This window comes from Streptomyces sp. NPDC088910 (assembly GCF_044749865.1).
Lineage (GTDB): Bacteria > Actinomycetota > Actinomycetes > Streptomycetales > Streptomycetaceae > Actinacidiphila.
The window spans coordinates 184545-201588 of the sequence record NZ_JBIVIV010000007.1 but is presented as its reverse complement, the minus strand read 5'-3'; the positions used below and the strand labels follow the sequence as shown (position 1 = coordinate 201588).

Below are 17044 nucleotides of genomic sequence, written 5' to 3'. Positions count from 1 at the left end.
AGGGGAGTCGTGGTACGGGCCGAGCAGGCCCTGCCACAGATGAACCGGCGGGGCGTCAGCCCTCGCCTCTGTCGCTCGGGCGTCAGCCCTCGACCGTGATGCCCATGGAGCGGGCGGTGCCGGCGATGATCTTCTCGGCGGCGTCCAGGTCGTTCGCGTTCAGGTCGGGGAGCTTCGTCGTGGCGATGTCCCGAACCTGGTCGCGGGTGAGCTTGGCGACCTTCTTGACGTGCGGCTCGCCGGAGCCCTTCTCGACACCCGCGGCCTTGAGGATCAGCTTGGCCGCCGGCGGCGTCTTGGTGATGAAGGTGAAGGAACGGTCGTCGTAGACCGTGATCTCCACCGGGATCACCATGCCGCGCTGCGACTCGGTCGCCGCGTTGTAGGCCTTGCAGAACTCCATGATGTTCACGCCGTGCTGGCCCAGCGCGGGGCCGACCGGCGGCGCCGGGTTGGCCGCGCCGGCGTTGATCTGGAGCTTGATCAGCCCCGTGATCTTCTTCTTCTTGGGAGGCATTGCTCTCTCCGGGTCCTGTTGAGAGTGTTCGTGCCTGCGTACAGGCATACCGCACCACTTTAGCGGGTATTGGCCCGCATCCTGAAACCGGCCGGTGGCCGGGGGACACAGCGGCCCCCGGCCGACGGAAATCCGTCGAACGGGGGCCGCTGGAAAAGTCTCAGTTCTTCTGGATCTGGTCGAAGCTCAGCTCGACCGGGGTCTCGCGGCCGAAGATCTCGACCAGGCCCTTGACCTTCTTCGAGTCGGCGTTGATCTCGTTGATCGTCGCCTGGAGCGTCGCGAAGGGGCCGTCGGTGACGGTGACCGAGTCGCCGACCTCGAAGTCCAGCACCTGGACCTCGACCTTGCGCGGCTGGGCGGTGCCCTCGGCGATGGCGGCGGCCTCGGCCGCGGCCTCCACCTCCGGGGCGAGCATCTTCACGATCTCGTCGAGGGTCAGCGGGTACGGGTCGTACGCGTTGCCGACGAAGCCGGTGACACCGGGGGTGTTGCGGACGACGCCCCACGACTCGTTCGTCAGGTCCATGCGCACCAGCACGTAGCCGGGGAGCTTGTTCTGCCGAATGGTCTTGCGGTCGCCGTTCTTGATCTGGACGACTTCTTCCTGGGGCACTTCGGCCTGGTAGATGTAGTCCTCGACGTTGAGCGAGACGGCGCGCTGCTCCAGGTTGGACTTCACGCGGTTCTCGTAACCGGCGTAGGTGTGGATCACGTACCACTCGCCGGGCAGGGTGCGAAGCTCCTCGCGGAAGGCGGCGACCGCGTCCACGACCGGCTCGGACACGGCGGCCTCGCCGTCGTCCTCGTCCGCTTCGTCCTCAGCCGCTTCGTCCTCAGCGGCGGCCGCCACGTCCTCGTCGGACTCGTCGTCCGCCTCGTCGTCGTCCGCCTCGTCCGTGGCGGCCTCGGCGGCTTCCTCGTCCTCGTCCTCGTGGACGGCGGCCTGCTCGGCGGCTTCGCCGGCGTTCAGGTCGGCAGCCTCGGCCTGGTCGATCTCGCCGTCGGCGGCCTCGACGATGTCGAGCGCGGTGTCGTCGCCCTCAACGGTTTCGTCGGCGTCGTACACGTTCGGGTCAGACACGGTGACTGCTTCTTCCTGACTTCAAGGGGTGGAACATGCGGACAGGCGCCCGTGGACCGGCGCCCACCGCGGGATCAGCCGAAGACGTACGAAACGAGCTTCGAGAATCCCCAGTCAACCACGCTGACGAGACCGATGACGACGACAACGAAGACAATCACCACTGTGGTGTAGGTGATCAGGTCGTTGCGGCTCGGCCAGACGACCTTGCGGAGTTCCGCGACGATCTGGCGGTAGAAGAGCGCCAGCCGACCGAGGGGGCCCTTCTTGCCGCGCTTGCCGCCGCGGCGGGGCTTCCGACTCTCGTCGTCCTCGGACGTGTCAGGCTCAGGGGCCTCGATGGAGTCCGTGATCTCAGTCACTACGTCCTCACCTGACTCCGGGTCGTGGCCGTGTCGCGCCCGTCGCGCGGTACGGCGAGTGCTTTACCTGCCCACGTCCGTCGGGTGACGTGTGGAGCAGGGTCGGAGGGACTCGAACCCACAACCGCTGGTTTTGGAGACCAGTGCTCTACCAATTGAGCTACGACCCTTTGCGACTCCCCCAACGTACCGCAGCATTGCGGAACCGCGGTGCCGGTGGGAAGGCCATCGACGGATGAGTGTACGTGTTTCGCGGCCCTCCGTCGAACGCCTTGCGTCCGATCAGGTTCCGGCCGCGTTCCGTTGACGTTTTGACGCGGTGTCGACGGGGTGCCGGTGGGGTGCCGAGGAGGTTCCGGCGGGGTGCCGGCGAGATTCCGGCGAGGCGCTGGTCAGGTGCCGGTCGGGTGCCGACGGGGCCGCGGACCCCCGGCGCGCACCGGGTGTGTTCACAGTCCGGACAGGTCCGCAAACCTGGGTGCCGGGCCTCCCCCGCGTCTGGGACCATGCAGTCATGAGCGCAGCTACTCCCCCCGTACAGTCTCCCACCGACCGTCGGGTGTCGGCCCGCGTCGGGTCGATCTCCGAGTCCGCGACGCTGGCCGTCGACGCCAAGGCCAAGGCCCTCAAGGCCGCCGGGCGCCCGGTCATCGGATTCGGCGCGGGAGAGCCCGATTTCCCGACGCCCGGCTACATCGTCGAAGCCGCGGTGGAGGCGTGCCGCAACCCGAAGTACCACCGCTACACCCCGGCCGGCGGTCTGCCCGAGCTGAAGACGGCCATCGCCGCCAAGACGCTCCGCGACTCCGGCTACGAGGTCGAGCCGTCGCAGGTGCTGGTCACCAACGGCGGCAAGCAGGCCATCTACGAGGCGTTCGCCGCGATCCTCGACCCGGGTGACGAGGTCATCGTGCCCGCCCCGTACTGGACCACCTACCCCGAGTCGATCCGGCTCGCGGGCGGCGTGCCGGTCGAGGTCGTCGCGGACGAGACCACCGGTTACCGGGTCTCGGTCGAGCAGCTCGAAGCGGCCCGCACCGAGCGCACCAAGGTCGTGCTGTTCGTCTCGCCGTCCAACCCCACCGGCGCCGTGTACAGCGCCGCCGACACCGAGGCGATCGGCCGCTGGGCCGTCGAGCACGGCCTGTGGGTGCTGACCGACGAGATCTACGAGCACCTGGTGTACGGCGACGCGACGTTCACCTCGCTGCCGACGGCCGTGCCCGAGCTGCGCGACAAGTGCATCGTGGTCAACGGCGTGGCGAAGACGTACGCCATGACCGGCTGGCGGGTCGGGTGGATCATCGGCCCGAAGGACGTGGTCAAGGCCGCGACGAACCTCCAGTCGCACGCCACCTCGAACGTCTCCAACGTCGCGCAGGTCGCCGCGCTGGCCGCCGTCTCGGGGAACCTGGACGCGGTCGCCGAGATGCGGACCGCCTTCGACCGCCGCCGCCGCACCATCGTGCGGATGCTCAACGAGATCGACGGCGTCGTCTGCCCGACGCCCGAGGGCGCGTTCTACGTCTACCCGTCGGTGAAGGCGCTGCTCGGCAAGGAGATCCGCGGCAAGCGCCCGGCCGACTCCGTCGAGCTGGCCGCGCTGATCCTGGACGAGGCCGAGGTCGCGGTCGTGCCTGGTGAGGCCTTCGGCACCCCGGGCTACCTGCGGCTTTCGTACGCGCTCGGCGACGAGGACCTGGAAGAGGGCGTCTCGCGGCTCCAGAAGCTGCTGGGCGAGGCGAAGGACTGAGCCCCTTCGGACGCTGCGGCGATCCGTTTTTGCATTCGGGCAAGCCCCCGTTCGGAGAAAGTGGTACCGGACGGGGGCTGTCGTATAGCAGGATCTTGGAATGGCACGCGAGGTCCGTCAGCTCCCCAAGGCACATCTGCATCTGCACTTCACCGGCTCCATGCGCCCCGGCACGCTCCTGGAACTGGCCGACCGGCACGGCGTGCACCTCCCCGAGGCGCTGACCTCGGGCGAACCCCCCAAACTCCGGGCCACCGACGAGCGCGGCTGGTTCCGCTTCCAGCGGCTGTACGACATCGCCCGCTCCTGCCTGCGCACCCCGGAGGACATCCAGCGGCTGGTCCGCGAGGCCGCCGAGGAGGACGCGGCGGACGGCTCCGGCTGGCTGGAGATCCAGGTCGACCCGACCTCGTACGCGCCGCGGCTCGGCGGGCTGATCCCCACGATGGAGATCGTGCTGGACGCCGTGCACACCGCCTCGCGGGACACCGGGATCGGCATGGCCGTGGTCGTCGCCGCCAACCGCATGAAGCACCCGCTGGACGCCCGTACGCTGGCCCGGCTCGCCGTCCGGTACGCCGACCGCGGCGTGGTCGGCTTCGGGCTCTCCAACGACGAACGGCGCGGTCTGGCACGGGACTTCGACCGCGCCTTCGCCATCGCCCGCGACGGCGGCCTGCTCGCGGCCCCGCACGGCGGGGAGCTGGCGGGGCCCTCCAGCGTCCGCGACTGCGTCGACGACCTGTACGCGGGCCGTATCGGGCACGGGGTCCGCGCCGCCGAGGACCCTCGGCTGCTGCGCCGCCTCGCCGAGAAGGGCATCACCTGCGAGGTCTGCCCGGCCTCCAACGTCGCGCTCGGCGTGTACGAGAAGGCCGAGGACGTACCGCTGCGCACCCTGTACGAGGCGGGCGTGCCGATGGCGCTCGGCGCCGACGACCCGCTGCTCTTCGGCTCCCGGCTCGCCGCCCAGTACGAGATCGCCCGCGCCTCGCACGACTTCACCGACGCCGAACTGGCCGAGCTGGCCCGGCAGTCCGTACGGGGCTCCCGCGCGCCGGAGGACGTACGCCGGCGGCTGCTGGCGGGGATCGCCGAGTGGGAGGCGACACCGGAGGGGGCCGGGGGCTCTCGTGAGGGGGTGGGCTCTCCCGAGGGGGCGGTGGGCTCCGCCGAGGGTGCGGTGGGCTCCGCCGAGAGGGTCGTCGGGTCTACAGGCTGACGCCGGGCTCTGCCGGGAGGGTCGTCGGGTCTACAGGCTGACGCCCACCAGGACCGGCTCGTTGACCAGCGTCACGCCGAACGCCGCGTGGACGCCGTCGCGTACCTCGCGGGCCAGCGCCAGCAGGTCCTCGGCGGTCGCGCCGCCGCGGTTGGTCAGCGCCAGCGTGTGCTTGGTGGAGATCCGCGCCGGGCCGCTGCCGTACCCCTTGGTGAACCCCGCCTTGTCGATCAGCCAGGCCGCCGAGAGCTTCGTGAGGCCCTGACCGGCCTCGCCCGCCGGGTACGACGGCGGCGCCGTGTCCTGGCCGAGCCGCTCCTTCGCCCGCTCCAGGAACGCGGCGTGCTCCGGGGCGGTCAGGATCGGGTTGGTGAAGAAGGAGCCCGCAGACCAGGTGTCGTGGTCGGCCTCGTCCAGCACCATGCCCTTGCCCGCGCGCAGCGCCAGCACCGTCTCCCGCGCCTTTTCCAGGGGCACCCGGTCGCCGGGTTCCACGCCCAGGGCGCGGGCCGTCTCCGCGTACTTCACCGGGGCGGAGAGCCCGCCCGCGTCCTCCAGTCCGAAGCGGACGCGCAGCACGACGTAGCGGTGCGGCTCCGCCTTGAAGCGGCTGTGGCGGTACGAGAAGGCGCACGCGTCGTTCGCCAGCGTCACCGTCTCGCGGGTCCGGCGGTCGTACGCGACGACCTCGGTGATCGTCGTCGACACCTCTTGGCCGTAGGCGCCGACGTTCTGGATCGGCGTCGCCCCCGCCGAGCCGGGGATGCCCGCCAGGCACTCGATTCCGGCCAGGCCGGCGGCGACGGTCCGCGCCACGACGTCGCTCCAGGTCTCGCCCGCGGCGACCTCAAGCGAGGTGCCGTCGAGGGTCACGCCGCGGGTGGCGATCCGTAGCGCCGTTCCCTCGAAGCCGCGGTCGCCGACGACGAGGTTGCTGCCGCCGCCGACGATCAGCAGGGGGTCGCCGGTGGTGTCCGCCGCGGCGACGGCGGCGATGACGTCGGCGTCCGAGGCCGCCGTGATCAGGCGGTGCGCGGGGCCGCCTACGCGGAAGGTTGTCAACGGGGCCAGCGGCGCCTTCTCCATTACGTCCACCCCCTCACCCTAGGGGGCCCGCCGCCTCCCTTCTTTTCCCGGCCCGCTTGCGTGGGGGGCGTCTTTGCCCACCCGCCCACCCGTGCGGGTGCTTTTTCGTCTGCGGGTGCCGCCTGTGCCTGGTCGGTCCCGGCCCGGGGCACCTCCTCGGGCGACGAACGTGCCCGCACTTCGATGACGTCCAGCCCTTGCCCGTTCGTCCCCCTGCGGGGGCACCCCGCACCGTCCCCTCCGGTCCGTCGGCGCCCGCCTGTCCGCTGTAGCTGAGGAGGGAGGGAGCCTTCGCGGCGTACCGCCCCGCGCAACTCCCCCCCGGCCATTCCGAAAGGACCGCCCCCAGAAGTGAAGGCCCCGAGCCCCCCCCGCCAGCCAACCAAAGGCCCCCACTCACCCACCACGCCACCCGCACCCGTACCGAACGAGCCTCTGCCACCGCCCCCGACGCCCACCCCACGGCGAACCGCCCCCCACCCCGCACCCCTCGCCCACGGCGAACCGTCACTCGCAGCCGTGCCGGAGGAGCGGAAACCCACCCACCCCCCTCCGCCCACCCCACGGCGAACCGCCCCCCTCGCAGCCCCCACCCCACGGCGAACCGTCACCCGCAGACGGGCCGGAGGGCCCGGAACCCACCCACCCCCCTCCGCCCACCCCACGGCGAACCGCACCGCTAGCCCCCCACCCACGGCGAACCGCCCCCACCCCCTCCCCCCACCCACCACGAACCGTCACTCGCAGGCGGGCCGGAGGGGACGGGGCGGGGTGCCCCCGCAGATTTGCGTGCCGACAGGGCGTGGACGAATGGGAAAGGAGCAGGCAGCACGCAGCTCGAGGAGGTGCCCCGGCCCGGGACCGACACCAAGGACAGGGCGGTGGAAGAAAGGGCTGACCCCCGCACCCAAAAGCCGGGCACGGGGGTCAAGAGGGCCAGGAACAGCTATGGCGGCCAGGACGGCCAGGAAAGGGCTAGGCGGTGGGCTGGAGGTCGCGGGGGGAGGAGGACGGGGTGGAGTCGAGGGAGGTGGGAGAGGGACGGCGGGGAAGGAGGAGGGCCGCGACCGTGGCGACACCGAGCACGGCGGCACCAACCCACAGCGCAGGCGTCAACCCGTCGACAAAGGCGTCAGCCGACCCGTACCCGCCCTGCGCGGAAAAGATCGAGCCCAGCACCGCGATCCCCAGCGCTCCCCCCACCTCACGCAGCGCGTTGTTGGCCCCCGAGGCGATCCCCTGCTCCGCCCCCCGCACACTCCCCATCACCAACGCCGTGGCCGGCGCCACGAACAGCGCCATCCCGGCCCCGCTGATGATCAGCGCGGGAAGCTGCGCCAGATACGAGACGTCCGGCGAGATGATCGTCGCGAACCACCCGAGCCCGATCGCCTGAAGGGCCAGCCCGGCCGCGACCACCGGCCGCCCCCCGATCCGGTCGGAGACAATCCCGGCGATCGGCGCGACGATCATCGGCATACCGGTCCACGGCAGCATGCGCAGCCCGGCCTCGGTCGGCGAGTAGCTGACGACGTTCTGCAGGAACTGGCTGAGCAGGAAGATCGACCCGAACATCCCGGTGAACATCAGCATGCTGGCCGCGTTGATGGCCGAGAACCCGCGGCTGCGGAACAGCCGCATCGGCAGCATGGCGTTCGGCGAGGTCGCCCCGTGCCGGATGAAGGCCGCGACGAGCGCCGCGCCGCCGATGAGGCCGCCGAGCACCGGCCCGCTGGTCCACCCCTTGGTCGTGGCGTTGACCAGCGCGTAGACGACGCCGAACAGCCCGAGGCTGATGAGCGCGGTGCCGCGCGGGTCGAGCCGGGCGCCGGGCGCGGTGGACTCGTTGAGGCGCAGCCGGGCCAGCGGGATGAGGGCGATGCCGAGCGGAACGTTCAGCCAGAAGATCCACTGCCAGGAGATGTGTTCGGTCAGGCTGCCGCCGATGAGCGGCCCGCTGGCGACGGCGAGGCCGTTGACGGCGCCCCAGATCCCGAACGCGGCGCCTCGCCGCTCGGCAGGCACCGCCGCGGTGAGCAGCGTCAGCGTGAGCGGCATCATGATCGCGGCGCCGACGCCCTGGAGCGCGCGGAAGGCGATGAGCATGGAGATGGTGGGCGCGAGGGCCGCCGCGGCGGAGGCGCCGGTGAAGATCGTGAGGCCGGTGAGGAAGAGCTTGCGGCGGCCGAAGCGGTCGCCCAGCGCCGCGCCGAACATCAGCAGGACGGCGAAGGTGAGCGTGTAGGCGTTGACCGTCCATTCGAGGTCGGACAGCGCCCCGCCGAGGTCCTTGCGGATGGACGGCAGCGCGGTGGTGACCACGAGATTGTCGAGGGCCGCCATGAATCCGGCGACGCTGGTGATGATCAGAGCCCAGGCGGCGGTGCCTGGCCTGCGGCCTTCTGCTGCTTGCTGGGTCATGACTCCCCCTGTGGAGTGCGTACTGCGACGGCTTCGAGCCGTACGGTTAGTTATGGATGACTAACTTCAGCGGACAGAAAAAACCGATGACTCCGCGCCCCGAAAGGCGCGGCGCCTCACTCGGGACGGGCCGTCTCGTACAGCCCTTCCCAGATGCGGTGGTCGGCCGGGAAGCCCAGCGACACCAGGGTGTTGATCAACATTCCGTAGGCGAGGAACTGCGTGGTCTGCTCGACATCCGCGCCCAGCTCCAGATGCAGGGTCTCCCACAGCGCCTCCCACCCCTCACGGATGGAACGGCCGAATTCGTGGTCCCCGGACGCCTCGGCGGCGGCGACCGCGACATACATCTGCATCTGCATCAGCAGCCGCTCGGGGTCGTCGGAGATCAGCGTCTGATACGCGTTCCCCATCGCCTTGAGCTTGCCCTCGTGGTCCGTCTCGTCCTCGGCCACATCGGCGAAGACCTGGCGTGTCGATTCCAGGCAGTAGGTGGCCGCCGCCAGGAACATGGCCTCCTTGTTCGGGAAGAGGCGGAAGAGATACGGCTGCGAGACGCCCACCCGGCGGGCGATCGTCTCGGTGGACGTGCCGTTGTAGCCGCCGCGGGCGAATTCGCTCATCGCCGCGCGGATGACGCTCTCGCGCCTCTCCTCTGCGCTCATCCTGACCATACGAGTAAGTTAGTGGTCCATAACTAACCTGTCAACCGCAGTACGGGAGACACGGGCAAACGTAAGGGGCACCCACCTGGATGGGCACCCCTTACCTGCGCTTCTACGTCTCAGGCGAGCCGGACCACGGCGCGGGACATGCCCAGCACCTTCTGGCCCGCGGACGTCGCGGTGAGGTCGACCCGCACCCGCTGGTCATCCAGTTTGGCGGCGACCTTCGCGGTCACCTCGATGAGCGCGCCCTGCTCGTCGTTGGGCACGACGACGGGCTTGGTGAACCGTACGCCGTACTCGACGACCGCCCCCGGGTCGCCGGCCCAGTCCGTGACGACCCGGATCGCCGAGGCCATGGTGAACATGCCGTGCGCGATGACGTCGGGCAGGCCGACCTCGCGGGCGAACTTCTCGTTCCAGTGGATCGGGTTGAAGTCGCCGGAGGCGCCCGCGTACTGCACGAGCGTGGCGCGGCTCACAGGGAAGGTCCGCGCGGGCAGTTCGGTGCCGACCTCGACGTCCGCGTAACCGATCGTCGCCGTCATGCCGCGCCCTCCGCGTTCGCCGAAGCGTTCCCCGAGCCGTTCCCGCTGCCGCTGCGCGGGTCGTCCTCCGCCGCGCGGGCGACCAGCTTCGTCCAGGCGGTCACCACGTGCTCGCCGGACTCGTCGTGGACCTCGCCGCGGATGTCGATGATGTCGTTGCCCGCCAGGGACTTGATCGCCTCGATGGTGGAGGTGACCGAGAGCCGGTCACCGGCCATGACCGGGCGCGTGTACGCGAACTTCTGGTCGCCGTGCACGACCCGGCTGTAGTCGAGGCCCAGCTCCGGGTCCTGGACGACCTGGCCGGCGGCCTTGAAGGTGATCGAGAAGGCGAAGGTCGGCGGGGCGATCACATCGCGGTGCCCGAGCGCCTTGGCCGCGTCCGCGTCCATATACGCCGGGTTGGTGTCCCCGACCGCCTCGGCGAATTCGCGGATCTTCTCCCGGCCCACCTCATAGGCGGCGGTGGGCGGATAGCTCCGCCCCACGAAGGACTGGTCCAGAGCCATCGGCACCTCCGGTGCGGGAAGCGGGCGGGAAGCGGGCGGGATCGGGGGCAGCGTACGACATACGTACGGAAGTCGTACGGGCGCGGGGGGTCGCTAGCGGTGGCGTAACGGTTCAGCTGATCCGTACGGCTCCCACCGGGCAATACGTCGAGGCCGCCCCCGGTGACGGGGACGGCCTCGCGGTACTGCTACGGCCTGGAGTCAGCGCGTTTCGCGGTGCGCGGTGTGCGCGTTGCAACGCGGGCAGTGCTTCTTCATCTCAAGACGGTCCGGGTCGTTGCGCCGGTTCTTCTTGGTGATGTAGTTCCGCTCCTTGCACTCCACGCAGGCCAGCGTGATCTTCGGGCGGACGTCTGTGGCGGCCACGTGAGTGCTCCTTGACGAACGGGGGTGATTTGAACATGAGAATAGTAGCCGACTGAGGGACCGATCCCACAATCGGCTACGGTGAGTAGCGGCGACCGGACTTGAACCGGTGACACAGCGATTATGAGCCGCTTGCTCTACCGACTGAGCTACGCCGCTTTGACGAACTGGTCCCCGCCTGGCGGCGGGGAACCGATCCATCTGAGCCCCAATACGGAATCGAACCGTAGACCTTCTCCTTACCATGGAGACGCTCTACCGACTGAGCTATTGGGGCGAGCGAGGAAGACATTACACGGTCCGCCGCGATACGTGAAATCCGTATCGGGCAGGGCACATCGGGCGTCGCGGGGCGTCACGCCCACCCCCTGATCAGGACGTGATCACCTCCCGGCCGCCGCGCGCCGGGTGGCCGACGGGCCCCGTACGGGGGCCTGTTCGCGCCGCCGCGACCGCCGGGCAGGAGGGCCTGTTCGCGCCGCCGCCACGAGGGTCCGCCCGCGCCGCCGCGACCGCCTGGGCCGCGCCTGCCAGGAGCCGTACCCGCGCTCGCTCTCCGCGCGGCACCGCGTCCGCCCGCACCCGCGAACCGCGCCCCGGCGCGTACGAGTTCCGGGCGCCCCGGAACGCGAGCGCGTCCGCTCCCCCGCGCGGCGCCGGCCGTACCGTGTGCCCCGTCTCACGACCCCCACCGGTACGACTAATGCCCTCCTGTCAGGTGTGTGCCGTGCTGACCCCTAAGCTCGGCTTTGCGTGATCTTGCCTCCCGCCGCCCGCCCTGCACGCACCGGAGGAGCGCGATGACCGACAGCCCTCGCGACAGTGCCCGCACCGCCGCAGAAACCGCCACCCTGCTGCTGTGCGGCGCCCGGCTGACCGACGGCCGGACCGTGGACGTACGGCTCAGCGGCCCCCGGATCGAGGCCGTGGGCACCGCCGGCAGCCTCGCGCCCGCCGCGGGCCGTACCGCCGACGGGTCGCGCCGTCCGGCCGACGGCACCCGTATCGACCTGCGCGGATATCTGCTGCTGCCCGCGCCCGCCGAGCCGCACGCCCACCTCGACCTGGCGCTGACCGCGGGCGCCGCGGGGCCGCCGTCCGACGACCCCGCCGATGTGCAGCGGCGCGCCACCGAGGCCGCGCTGCTCCAACTCGGCCACGGCGCCACCGCTTTGCGCAGCCATGTGCGGATCGGCGACGTCCAGGGGTTGCAGGCGCTCGAAGCCGTGCTCCAGGCGCGGCGGGCGCTGCGCGGGCTCGTCGACCTGCACACCGTCGCCGTACCGCGGCTGCTGACCGGCGCGGCGGGCGCGGACGGGCTCGCGATGCTGCGCGACGCGCTGAAGATGGGCGCCGCGGTGGTCGGCGGCTGCCCCGATCTGGACCCGGACCCGAGCGGGTACGCCGAGGCCGTCTTCTCGCTCGCCGCCGAGTTCGGGCTCCCGGTCGACCTGCACACCGCCGCCGACGACCCGGCCCGGCTGGCCCGGCTCGCCGCGATGGCGGGCGGTCTGCGGCCGGGCGTCACCCTCGGCCCGTGCCACGGTCTCGGCGCGCTGCCGCCCGAGGCGATCGACTCCGCCGCGCAGCGGCTGGCCGCCGCCGGAATCTCGGTCACCGCGCTCCCCCAGGGCGGCTGCGGCGCGCTGGACTCCGTACGCCGCGGCGGCGGTCCGCACACCCCGGTCCGCCGGCTGCGCGCGGCGGGCGTCCGGGTCACGGCGGGCAGCGGGGCGCTGGGCGACCTGGCCAATCCGGTCGGCCGCGGCGATCCGCTGGAGGCCGCCTTCCTGCTCGCCTCCTACGGCGAGTGCGGCGCGGCGCAGGCGTACGCGGCGGTCAGCGGCCGGGCGCGGGCCGTGCTCGGGCTGCCGGAGGTACGGGTCGAGGCCGGTTTCCCGGCCGAGCTGCTGGCGGTGCGCGGGGAGGGTGTCGAGGCGGTGCTCTCCCTGGCGTACAGCCGGATCGTCATCCACCGGGGCCGGGTGGTCTCGCGGACGAGCGCGGTGCGCGAATACTGCGACTCGGCCAGCGAGGCCGCGCTCGACCTCCCGCGTCAGTCGCACCGCGAGGCGTAGCGTCACGTCCATGCGCATGGTGATCGCTGGTGGACATGGACAGATCGCGTTGCGGCTTGAGCGGTTGCTCGCCGAGCGCGGTGACAGTGTGGTCGGGCTGATCCGTAACCCGGCCCAGGCCGACGACTTGCGGGCGGCGGGCGCCGAGCCGGTCGTCCTGGACCTCGAATCGGCGACGGTCGCGGAGGTGGCCGCCGTCCTGGAGGGCGCCGAGGCGGCCGTCTTCGCGGCGGGCGCGGGTGCGGGCAGCGGGGCCGCCCGCAAGCACACCGTCGACCACGCGGCGGCCGTGCTCTTCGCCGACGCGGCCGAACAGGCGGGCGTACGGCGCTATCTGGTGGTCTCCTCGATGGGCGCCGACGCCCGGGCGAGCGGGGGTGACCCCGTCTTCACCGAGTACCTGCGCGCCAAGGGCGCGGCCGACGACGACATCCGCGCGCGTACGGACCTGGACTGGACGATCGTGCGCCCCGGCGCCCTGACCAACGACCCGGGCACCGGCCGCGTCCGCCTCGCCCCCTCCACCGGCCGCGGCTCCATCCCCCGCGACGACGTCGCCGCCGTCCTGGCCGGCCTCCTGCTGACCCCCTCGACCGCCGGCCTCACCCTCGAACTCGTCTCCGGCACCGACACCATCCCCGAAGCCCTCCGCACCGCCGCCCTCCCCTAACCCCTCCCCCTCCCCCGCACACACACCAAAACGGCCCCCCGCCCTGCTCTTCAGCAGGCCGGAGGGCCGTTCTCATGATGTGGCGGCACGTGGATTCGAACCACGGTAGGCATAGCCGACGGATTTACAGTGCGCCGGTTTCACCCCATCCGACCAGGAAGTTTCCCTCAGCTCTCCCCCGGCGGGGGACACAGGGGGGATGATCAAGAACTCTGATCATCAGCCTCGGGCCCTGGGCCGACGACGTAGATGCCCATGCCGTTCACGGTCTCGACCAGTCCCTCATCTTTGAGCACCTGGACTGCCTTGCGCAGTGTGTCGCGCGCTACGCCGTATTGCTGCTCCATCTCGACCATGCTCGGGATTCGCCTGCCCGGCGGAATTGCTCCGTCGTCAATGCGGCTCCGTAGATCGTCGGCAATCTGCCGGTAGGGCGGTACCGGTCCCTCGCGGTCGATGGTCATGATCCGCAAGCTAGGCAGGTAGCCATGTCCAGGCATAGCTACCCACGGGGGTAGCAGGGGGTAGTACGGTCATTTGGAGGACAGAGAGCCCCCGCAACCGTGCAGCCGGTCCGGGGGCATTGGCCGACTGCGAGAGGTCGACGTGAGCGAGCGTACCGAGGGTCGATGGTTGGATACGGGCGATGGCCCAAAGTCTCTAGCAGTTGTGTCCGGCATCGCATTCGAGGGCAAGGCGCAGACTGCCTACCGCGCCTACCTCGACCATGCACGCGACTGCGAGGAGTGCCCGCAGTCCACGTTCCAGTGCGGCGTTGCAGCCGCACTCTGGCGCGCCTACCGCAAAGTTCGCGACTAGGGACACCGATCAACCGGTCGTTGGAACAGGGCCCCCGAGCCGCGATGCGGTAGGTCGACAACGCGGACCAGCGTGAAGCCTTCCGCTTCGTAGTAGCGGTGCAAACCGTGGTTGTCCTTCCATGCGTCGAGCCGTAGCCAGCTCTTGCCCGCCGTCGCGGCCCGCACAGCGGCCCAGTTCAGCAGCGCGCCTCCGACTCCCGCGCCCGCTGAACCTCGGGTGACCGCCATACGGTGGACATACAGCGCATCGTCCGGCCTGTCCTCTGCGGTCCAGAACTCCGGATCGGCGTGGGCGTCTAGCTGCAACGTGGCGATGGGTCTTTCGCCCACAACCGCGAGAAACACGTCCCCGTTCTCCAAGGCGCGGGTGATGCGGTCACGGTGCGGCGGGAACTGCCATTGGTCGATCCCGCGCGCTGCAAGCCAGGCGGAAGCCTCCCGCAAGAGGTCTTCCACCTGCCCGAGCTCGTCCAGCCGGGCGGCACGAATGTGCAAGTCCGTCACGCCTTCCCGTCCATTGCCTCGCGCCGCCGCTCGTACGAGATCACGTGACGGTCTCCCGGCAGGATCGTGACCGCCACGCGTACCGGCTGCCCGTCTACGGTGTGTCCGGTCGTGATGTGGACGCCGACCGGCGTACCGGGCCCGAGGTCCAAGCGGTGGACCTCATCGGGAATTGGCATCCGCACGTACAGCTCGTCAAGGGCGCGTACCTGCCGGTACCCCAACTCGGCGAGTACCTCGTTGGCGCCCCGGCTGATGCCTTCCGGTCGCATGATCTCCGAGTCCCTGACGATGCTCAGCGGAAAGTAGCTGTCGTTCGTGTTGAACGGTTCCCCGTCGAGGTAGCGAACCCGCTTGCGTACCGCGACCAGCTCCCCAGGGGCGAGTTGGAGCCGCTTGGCCACGTCGGCGGGCGGCTCAACGATGGCTACCTCGATTTCCTGTCGCGGCTCCCGCCCCTCAGCGGAGTACTCCGTCACGAACGCGTCCATCTCCGGTGTGTACGGACGCTCCCGGAACTCCGCTTGCGGCCGGAACACCATCGGCTGGCGCCGCCGTACGAAGTGCCCTTGCGGTCGTGCCGACACCACCAATCCCTCATTGACCAGGATCGCGACCGCCTTGCGAACGGTCTCTCGCGATACGCCATAGTCCGCCCGAAGCTCTGCCTCGGTCGGAAGTTTGGCTCCCGGTTCCAGCTCGCCCGCGTCGATCTGCGCGCGGAGAGCATCCGCAATCTGGTGGTACATGGGGCTTCGCCCAAGTCGATTCACGGTCACGCCTCCATCAAAGCCGCAGGTTGTCGCCATTGTCCAGTCAATGTGGCCAATGGGCTTGACACCCCCGCACTCGACTGCCAACATCCTGACTGTAGCCATTGTACGGACAATGGCTACAGGGGCCCCGCGTTGGTCGGGGGGAGGTTCCCGGCGCCTTGTCAGCCGGAGGGCACGAGACCGAAAGGTCACGTCTCTGCCTGAAACAGGCCATGGCGGCTCTACCTCGTACGGGAGCCGCAGTCCTGAAGGAGACAACAAGCACGTCAAGCACTGTTCGTCGTACTGCGAGGTGCACATGTTCCAGCGAAGTACCAAGGGCCCCGTCCGGCTTTGACCAGCCGGACGGGCGGGCCCTCCGCGTCATCGCGTGATGCCGAGACGGCCGGATAGCGGCTGGCGTCACGGGTGCGTGTCGAGCGCGCACGGTCCGGCGTCGCCGTCTTGCGGCGGCGCTGGTCCGTGGCTGCTCGAACCGACCAGCCAAAACGAGTGCGGCGTCCGGGTGGCCCCCCGGACGCCGCTGTACAGGAACCCCAAGGAGGAACCTGTGGTCACCATCATCTTCCTGAACGACAAGGAACACGAGGACTTGTCGCGCAAGGTCGGCGAGGCCAACCGGCGCAGCGAGAACGGGGGCGGGAAGTGAGTGCCGCGGCCGGTACGTTCGCCGCGGTCTTCGCCTCCCTGTACGTCGCCCACAGTGTGGGTGATCACTGGGTGCAGACCTCCGCGCAGTCGGCGGCCAAGGGCCGTCCCGGATGGGTCGGCCGGTTAGCCGACACCCGGCACGTGGCGACGCTGACGCTGACGAAATTGGTCGTCCTGGTTCCTGTGGGTCTGCTGCTGGGTCTGCACCTGTCGGTGTGGGGTCTGGTGGCCGGTCTGGGCGTGGACGCAGTCACGCACTGGTGGGCCGACCGGCGTTCGACGCTGGCGTGGCTGGCGGACCTCGTCGGGTCCGGCGGCTTCTACCGCATGGGCGCGCCGCGGCCCGGCCATGACGACAACCCGTCGCTCGGCACCGGCGCCTACGTGCTCGACCAGTCGGCCCATCACCTGTTCCTGCTGGTCGGCGCACTGCTGATCGCCCTCGTCTGACCGACCTGCCCCTTCCCGGACCTTGGAGACATCCCATGTGGAGCAGCGTGATTGCCGTGCTCGGAACCCTGCTGGGGTCGGTGAGCGCGTATGCCTTGCAACAGCGGTCTGGCCGGGTCGAGCGGGCCGAACACCGGACCGAAGCCCGGCGCAGCGAACGGCTTGCCGCCGTTACCGCGTTGGTGTCGGCGCTGGCTGACCACCGCCGTGCGATGTGGGTTCGCGAGGACCTGCGGATGGCCGGTGACACCCCCGCCGCCTACGCGGCGGCACGTGCCGAGAGCCATGTCACGCGGTCTGCGATCACCGCGCCGCTGACTCAGGTCGTCATCCTCGCGCCGTCTTTGGCTCAGGCTGCTGACCAGGCCGTGAGCGCCGCTTATGCGCTGCGCAAGTCGCCTGACCCGGCCACCCTCGAAGCCCGCCGGACTGCCGCTATCAGCGCCGCTGACCGGCTGGTCGCCGAAGCCACTGCGCTGGTCTGACCGTGGCCTTCGCCCCCGACCCGGCGTGATGCTGCCCGATCGAATCGGGCCGGGGGCACTCGCACCACCACCCACT

Annotated in this window: 18 protein-coding genes, 3 tRNA genes and 1 pseudogene; 6 read left to right on the top strand and 16 right to left on the bottom strand. The window is 70.4% G+C overall.

All coding sequences use genetic code 11. The features are described 5' to 3' along the window. Nucleotides 1-82: 82 nt before the first annotated feature. The 4 genes from rplK to ACIP4Z_RS18235 form a co-directional block, all read right to left on the bottom strand. The gene (rplK, locus tag ACIP4Z_RS18250) at nucleotides 83-517 is read right to left on the bottom strand and encodes a 50S ribosomal protein L11 (RefSeq protein WP_355340262.1); all 435 of its coding nucleotides are present in this window, start codon (nucleotides 515-517) and stop codon (nucleotides 83-85) included. A 160-nt stretch (nucleotides 518-677) separates the two neighbouring features. Beyond that, on the bottom strand, nucleotides 678-1601 hold the full coding sequence (gene nusG, locus ACIP4Z_RS18245; RefSeq protein ID WP_391163443.1) for a transcription termination/antitermination protein NusG: 924 nt from the start codon (nucleotides 1599-1601) through the stop codon (nucleotides 678-680). 74 nt (nucleotides 1602-1675) lie between these two features. Continuing rightward, nucleotides 1676-1954 carry a preprotein translocase subunit SecE gene (gene secE / locus ACIP4Z_RS18240; protein ID WP_391050448.1) on the bottom strand — a complete coding sequence of 93 codons (279 nt, stop codon included), beginning with the start codon at nucleotides 1952-1954 and terminating at the stop codon, nucleotides 1676-1678. A 106-nt stretch (nucleotides 1955-2060) separates the two neighbouring features. Beyond that, nucleotides 2061-2133, bottom strand: a tRNA-Trp gene (locus tag ACIP4Z_RS18235). Between the two features lie 344 nt (nucleotides 2134-2477). On the opposite strand from ACIP4Z_RS18235, the gene ACIP4Z_RS18230 reads away from it, so the two are divergent. Both ACIP4Z_RS18230 and ACIP4Z_RS18225 read left to right on the top strand, forming a co-directional pair. Next, nucleotides 2478-3716: a pyridoxal phosphate-dependent aminotransferase gene (locus tag ACIP4Z_RS18230; RefSeq protein ID WP_355340268.1), complete on the top strand. Its 1239-nt coding sequence runs from the start codon at nucleotides 2478-2480 to the stop codon at nucleotides 3714-3716. Between the two features lie 100 nt (nucleotides 3717-3816). After that, nucleotides 3817-4938, top strand: a complete 1122-nt coding sequence (locus tag ACIP4Z_RS18225) for an adenosine deaminase (RefSeq protein WP_401309192.1) — start codon at nucleotides 3817-3819, stop codon at nucleotides 4936-4938. Nucleotides 4939-4968: 30 nt separating this feature from the next. Here ACIP4Z_RS18225 and ACIP4Z_RS18220 read toward each other — a convergent pair whose 3' ends face one another. From ACIP4Z_RS18220 to ACIP4Z_RS18185, 8 genes are all read right to left on the bottom strand, one after another. After that, a complete protein-coding gene (locus tag ACIP4Z_RS18220; protein ID WP_391050447.1) occupies nucleotides 4969-6024 on the bottom strand; it encodes a UDP-N-acetylmuramate dehydrogenase in 1056 nt (351 codons plus the stop codon). A 975-nt stretch (nucleotides 6025-6999) separates the two neighbouring features. Then, entirely contained in the window at nucleotides 7000-8445 is a 1446-nt protein-coding gene (locus ACIP4Z_RS18215) for an MFS transporter (RefSeq protein WP_401309189.1), read from the bottom strand. Between the two features lie 116 nt (nucleotides 8446-8561). Further along, nucleotides 8562-9119 carry a helix-turn-helix domain-containing protein gene (locus tag ACIP4Z_RS18210; protein WP_355340277.1) on the bottom strand — a complete coding sequence of 186 codons (558 nt, stop codon included), beginning with the start codon at nucleotides 9117-9119 and terminating at the stop codon, nucleotides 8562-8564. Between the two features lie 110 nt (nucleotides 9120-9229). Beyond that, nucleotides 9230-9658, bottom strand: coding sequence for a MaoC family dehydratase (locus tag ACIP4Z_RS18205; RefSeq protein ID WP_355340280.1), 429 nt, complete (start codon nucleotides 9656-9658; stop codon nucleotides 9230-9232). Next, nucleotides 9655-10167 (bottom strand): MaoC family dehydratase N-terminal domain-containing protein, encoded by a 513-nt coding sequence (locus ACIP4Z_RS18200; protein WP_391163447.1) that lies wholly within the window; start codon nucleotides 10165-10167, stop codon nucleotides 9655-9657. The genes ACIP4Z_RS18205 and ACIP4Z_RS18200 overlap by 4 nt, the downstream gene beginning before the upstream one ends. A gap of 201 nt (nucleotides 10168-10368) precedes the next feature. After that, nucleotides 10369-10533 carry a 50S ribosomal protein L33 gene (rpmG, locus tag ACIP4Z_RS18195; RefSeq protein WP_004571794.1) on the bottom strand — a complete coding sequence of 55 codons (165 nt, stop codon included), beginning with the start codon at nucleotides 10531-10533 and terminating at the stop codon, nucleotides 10369-10371. Between the two features lie 86 nt (nucleotides 10534-10619). Next, nucleotides 10620-10692 (bottom strand) — tRNA-Met (locus tag ACIP4Z_RS18190). Between the two features lie 45 nt (nucleotides 10693-10737). After that, nucleotides 10738-10810, bottom strand: a tRNA-Thr gene (locus ACIP4Z_RS18185). 523 nt (nucleotides 10811-11333) lie between these two features. On the opposite strand from ACIP4Z_RS18185, the gene ACIP4Z_RS18180 reads away from it, so the two are divergent. Both ACIP4Z_RS18180 and ACIP4Z_RS18175 read left to right on the top strand, forming a co-directional pair. Beyond that, nucleotides 11334-12611, top strand: a complete 1278-nt coding sequence (locus ACIP4Z_RS18180) for an amidohydrolase family protein (protein ID WP_355340286.1) — start codon at nucleotides 11334-11336, stop codon at nucleotides 12609-12611. A 10-nt stretch (nucleotides 12612-12621) separates the two neighbouring features. Then, nucleotides 12622-13281: an NAD(P)H-binding protein gene (locus tag ACIP4Z_RS18175; protein WP_401309184.1), complete on the top strand. Its 660-nt coding sequence runs from the start codon at nucleotides 12622-12624 to the stop codon at nucleotides 13279-13281. 203 nt (nucleotides 13282-13484) lie between these two features. On the opposite strand, the gene ACIP4Z_RS18170 is transcribed toward ACIP4Z_RS18175, so the two are convergent. The 3 genes from ACIP4Z_RS18170 to ACIP4Z_RS18160 all read right to left on the bottom strand — a co-directional run bounded on the left by ACIP4Z_RS18170 (nucleotide 13485) and on the right by ACIP4Z_RS18160 (nucleotide 15355). Then, a complete protein-coding gene (locus ACIP4Z_RS18170) occupies nucleotides 13485-13745 on the bottom strand; it encodes a GntR family transcriptional regulator (RefSeq protein ID WP_401309181.1) in 261 nt (86 codons plus the stop codon). A 351-nt stretch (nucleotides 13746-14096) separates the two neighbouring features. After that, nucleotides 14097-14606 (bottom strand): GNAT family N-acetyltransferase, encoded by a 510-nt coding sequence (locus tag ACIP4Z_RS18165; RefSeq protein WP_401309178.1) that lies wholly within the window; start codon nucleotides 14604-14606, stop codon nucleotides 14097-14099. Then, nucleotides 14603-15355, bottom strand: a complete 753-nt coding sequence (locus ACIP4Z_RS18160) for a GntR family transcriptional regulator (protein ID WP_401309175.1) — start codon at nucleotides 15353-15355, stop codon at nucleotides 14603-14605. The genes ACIP4Z_RS18165 and ACIP4Z_RS18160 overlap by 4 nt, the downstream gene beginning before the upstream one ends. A 672-nt stretch (nucleotides 15356-16027) precedes the next feature. Here ACIP4Z_RS18160 and ACIP4Z_RS18155 point away from each other — a divergent pair. Together ACIP4Z_RS18155 and ACIP4Z_RS18150 are read left to right on the top strand one after the other, a co-directional pair. Then, complete coding sequence (locus ACIP4Z_RS18155) at nucleotides 16028-16483, top strand: transcriptional regulator (protein ID WP_401309173.1); 456 nt, start codon at nucleotides 16028-16030, stop codon at nucleotides 16481-16483. A gap of 35 nt (nucleotides 16484-16518) precedes the next feature. Continuing rightward, nucleotides 16519-16968: a protein kilB gene (locus ACIP4Z_RS18150; protein ID WP_401309170.1), complete on the top strand. Its 450-nt coding sequence runs from the start codon at nucleotides 16519-16521 to the stop codon at nucleotides 16966-16968. On the opposite strand, the pseudogene ACIP4Z_RS18145 reads toward ACIP4Z_RS18150, so the two are convergent. Further along, nucleotides 16926-17027: pseudogene (locus ACIP4Z_RS18145) on the bottom strand (hypothetical protein); the annotation flags it as partial. The gene ACIP4Z_RS18150 and the pseudogene ACIP4Z_RS18145 overlap by 43 nt on opposite strands. Nucleotides 17028-17044: the final 17 nt, after the last annotated feature.